This is a genomic window from Vulcanococcus sp., assembly GCF_044369115.1.
Taxonomy (GTDB): domain Bacteria; phylum Cyanobacteriota; class Cyanobacteriia; order PCC-6307; family Cyanobiaceae; genus Vulcanococcus.
The window spans coordinates 1-3,531 of record NZ_JBIPMN010000219.1; the positions used below are offsets into that span (position 1 = coordinate 1).

A 3,531-nucleotide genomic window follows, 5' to 3' on the forward strand; every position below is an offset into this window, starting at 1 on the left:
GTCGCCCGTGAAGCCAATGTTCTGAATGAGGTTAACCGCGGGAACCATCGACAACATCCCCTGGCTGGCAAGCGCATAGTGCCACTGGTAATCCCATACATCCTTGCGATCCGAATTCAGCTCCAGATCAAAGAGCTTGATTCGCTCTCGATAAAAGGGATGCTGACGATGAAGCCCCATGTGCTTCAGAGCTTGCCAACTCCCCATGCGCGGGTCGAAATAATTCCAGGCCCGTTTCCATGTTGCCCATCCCCAGCACCAACCAAAGTGACTGGGAAAATAGTCGCTCGCACGCGGAGAGGCATCCGCCAAAAGGTTGAAGCCGCAGACCTGGCCAACACGCTGATCAGCGCGAAATCGCTCCAGCAGAAGCGTGCAGTAATCAAAAAAAGAGGGCGCTGGCAGGCAATCATCTTCGAGGATGATTGCTTCATCCTCCTTGGAGAATATCCAATCGATTGCATCACTCACAGCAACGCCACAACCCAGGTTGTGATCGCGCATTAACGTCTGCACTTGGCACGGCCAATCCACGGCTGTGGCAATGGCGCGCACCTCAGCGCAGCGTTCAGCTTCACCTGGACGATCCGGTCGTGGCCCATCGGCGGCAACATAAAGGCGCTGAGGCCTGGCAGCGCGAATGGCTTCAAACACCCGAGCGGTCTGCTCAGGACGGTTGAAAACCAGGAACAGAACCGGTGAGCAAGCGCCCATAGAGTTCAGCGTAGGCGCTGGCGCTCACACTCTTGCTGAAACGGGCGCGGGCGCGCTGGGAGCAGTAGGCAGACAGACGTTCGGCCTGTGGCAGGAGCCGAAGAATCGCAGCCAGCAAGGCATCACTCTCGAGGGGCTCGGCCAGCGCCCCGGTGAGCTCAGGCTCCACCAGATCGGCCGGAGCGGAACAGCGGAAGGCCGCCACCGGCGTGCCACAGGCCATGGCCTCGGCCATGGTTTTGCCGAAGGCCTCCTCCAGGGTGGGGCACACGAACACATCGGCGGCGGCGTACAGCCGGCGCAGCTGGGCATCGTCGTCGATGCGGCCAAACAGGCGCACATCGGAGGGGAGCACGCCCTGCAGATCGGGGGGCACAGCCCCGAACAGCCACAGCTGGATGCCGCGATCCCGCAAGTGGGGCAGGATCGCCAGCAGATGCTGGAAACCCTTCCAGGGTTCGCTGGCGGGCGAGCGCAGTTCCGCCAACACCACGGGCCCCAGCTCGGAATCGAAACCCAGGGCCCGGCGAGCTTCGGCCTTGGCCAGGGGCTGGAAACGCTGCTCATCGATGCAGTTCCAGATCATCTCCACGGGCCGGCCGGCCGTGATGGCACTGCGCCGCAACTCCCGGCTCACCCAGGGGGAGATGCCCACAAAGGTGATCGGGGCCTGGCGCAAGGTCCATTGCTTGCGCCGGTAGCCGCGCCGGGAGGGATCAGACCAGGGCCAGGCCGGAGCGGGCAGCAGGGGGCAATGGCCGCAGCCAGCGGCCTGCCGTTCGCAACCCTGGGGGTAGTGGCAGAGGCCGGTGGTGGGCCAGAGATCGCGCGCGGTCCACACGATCGGCTTGGGGCAATGGCGCAGCGAGCGCAGATCCAGCAGGCCATCGTTGATCCAGTGCAGATGAATCAGATCAGCAGCCCGGTAGCCCGGCATGGCCTGAATCGGCAGGCCGATCCAACCGGGGCTGAGGGTGCCGCGGCGATCAAAGCGATAGGCCCGCAGGGGCAGCCGATCCAGTTGCTTCAAGCCCTCGAGCAGCAGCGAACCGAAGCGCCCCGGGGCGACGGACTGCACACCGGGCCCGGAGGCCTGGTGATCGGTGGTGAGGAACTGGCTCTCGATGCCCTGGGCCCGCAGGCCGTGATGGAGCCAAAGGGCACCGCGGGAGGCGCCGCGCCGCAGGGAGCCGGCCGTGAGGTGCAGCACCCTCATGGCGCCAGCACCAGATAGCCCGCCCCGTAGCCGATGGACACCAGCGAGGCCAAGGCCAACCAGGGCTTCAACCACCCACTGCGGCCGGCCAACAAGGCGAGTAGAGCCAGGCTGGCCAGATCGATCCACACCCGGGTGTAGTCCGGAAAGCGGGCCAGGATCTGGGTGCTCGTGCACAGGGCCGGCAGCAGATAGCAACCCGCCGCCAGGCGCAGCCAGCGGCCCGTGGATCGCTGCCCCACCGCCACGGCCAACAGCCCCAGGGTGGCCAACCAGAGCAGGAAGCAGAGCCCATCAAACAGACGCTCCGCCCCCCCGAGCTCCACACCGGGCAGCTGCAGCAGCCCGAGCAGTTGTCCGGCCTTGCGCAACACACCAGCGAAGGGCCAGGTGAAGTGGAGGCTGGCGAGGGTGCCATCGGCGGTGGCGGCAAAGCGGTGGCGCAGCCAGGCCATCCAGGCCAGCAGGGGCACCGGCACCAGGGCCAGGGGCACCAGCCAGCGCCAGCGGCGTTCCCACAGGGCCGTCAGCCCCGTGGCGGCCCAGGCCAGCAGGCTGGTTTCGCGGGTGAGCAGCGCCGCCGTGAGGCTGGCGCCCAGGGGCCCCAATCGCCGCTGCTGGGCGGCCACGGCTGCCGCCAGCAACAGGGTGGTGGCCAGCAGATCGGCCGTGTCGAGGCTGAGGGTGATCCAGATGCCTGGAAGCGCCAGCACCGCCAGGCCCCACTGGGGGGAGCGCTGGTGTAGCTGGGCCCAGCGGGCCACCAGGCCCCCGGCACAGCCGATGCAGGCCACGTTGATCAGGCCCAGCATCCAGAGAATCAAACCGGGCTGGCCGAAGCCCAGCAGCCAGGCCAGCAGGGGATAGAGCAGGCGCTTGCCGCGGTAGATGGGGTTGTCGAGGGCCGCGCTGGTGCCCGGATCAGCCTGGAGCGGATCGAGGGCCAGGGAGAGGAACTGCTGGCCGTCGTTGCCGCGCTTGCCCGCCAGCACCACCAGGCTCTGCCCCTCCAGCCGCGGGGAGAGGGGGATCTGATCGCCGATGCGGGCCAGGCCGGAGGGATTGCCACCGTATTTGCCAAACACCACCAGGGCCCACACCAGCAGTGCCAGCATTCCGGTGAGCAAGCCAACAGCCGCCGGCCTCCAGCCTCTTGGCCCGGTTGCAGTGCTTGCCTCCATCCGCTGAGGTTACGCTCGGCCCCAAATCGCGGAGCTGCGGTGAGCCGTCCTCTGGTTATCACCACGGCCTTCTCCTACGGGCCCGCTGATCTGTGGCCATTGCTCCACTCGCTGGAGCAGCACGCCCCGACAGCCGAGGTGCTGGTGCTCACCTCCAACGACGATCTCAGGGGCCTGACTCCCCTGCTCGAGGTGTTTCCGCGGCTGAGCCTGGAAACGAAGGCGCACCCTCCCCATGTGATCCGAGGCCGATTCGCCCTGCCCCGCAAACTGGCTGCCCGCACAAAACGCTGGCTGAGGCGGCGCCAGCAAGGGCTGGTGCAGCAACCAGCCATTGCGATCGAACAGGCACGGCGATTTGGACTCAGCACAACCCACGCCCATTTCCTGATCCGCCGCTTCTTCTGGGCCCAACAGTGC

At 66.5% G+C, this 3,531-nt stretch carries 4 protein-coding genes; 1 reads left to right on the top strand and 3 read right to left on the bottom strand.

What is annotated here, in order from left to right:
* The 3 genes from ACIQ2E_RS13385 to ACIQ2E_RS13395 form a co-directional block, all read right to left on the bottom strand.
* Positions 1-654, bottom strand: a 654-nt coding sequence (locus tag ACIQ2E_RS13385) for a nucleotide-diphospho-sugar transferase (protein ID WP_398331499.1), incomplete at its 3' end; no start/stop codon positions are given.
* A gap of 13 nt (positions 655-667) precedes the next feature.
* Complete coding sequence (locus tag ACIQ2E_RS13390; protein ID WP_398331502.1) at positions 668-1,930, bottom strand: glycosyltransferase; 1,263 nt, start codon at positions 1,928-1,930, stop codon at positions 668-670.
* Entirely contained in the window at positions 1,927-3,045 is a 1,119-nt protein-coding gene (locus ACIQ2E_RS13395) for an AZOBR_p60025 family cell surface glycopolymer formation protein (protein ID WP_398331505.1), read from the bottom strand. The genes ACIQ2E_RS13390 and ACIQ2E_RS13395 overlap by 4 nt, the downstream gene beginning before the upstream one ends.
* Before the next feature lie 105 nt (positions 3,046-3,150).
* On the opposite strand from ACIQ2E_RS13395, the gene ACIQ2E_RS13400 reads away from it, so the two are divergent.
* Positions 3,151-3,531: hypothetical protein (locus ACIQ2E_RS13400; RefSeq protein ID WP_398331508.1), on the top strand; the 381-nt coding region annotated here is incomplete at its 3' end.

Excerpts from the sequence above, each read along its gene's own strand:
- ACIQ2E_RS13390 (WP_398331502.1), bottom strand. The coding sequence starts at position 1,930 with ATGAGGGTGCTGCACCTCACGGCCGGCTCCCTGCGGCGCGGCGCCTCC.
- ACIQ2E_RS13395 (WP_398331505.1), bottom strand. The coding sequence starts at position 3,045 with ATGCTGGCACTGCTGGTGTGGGCCCTGGTGGTGTTTGGCAAATACGGT.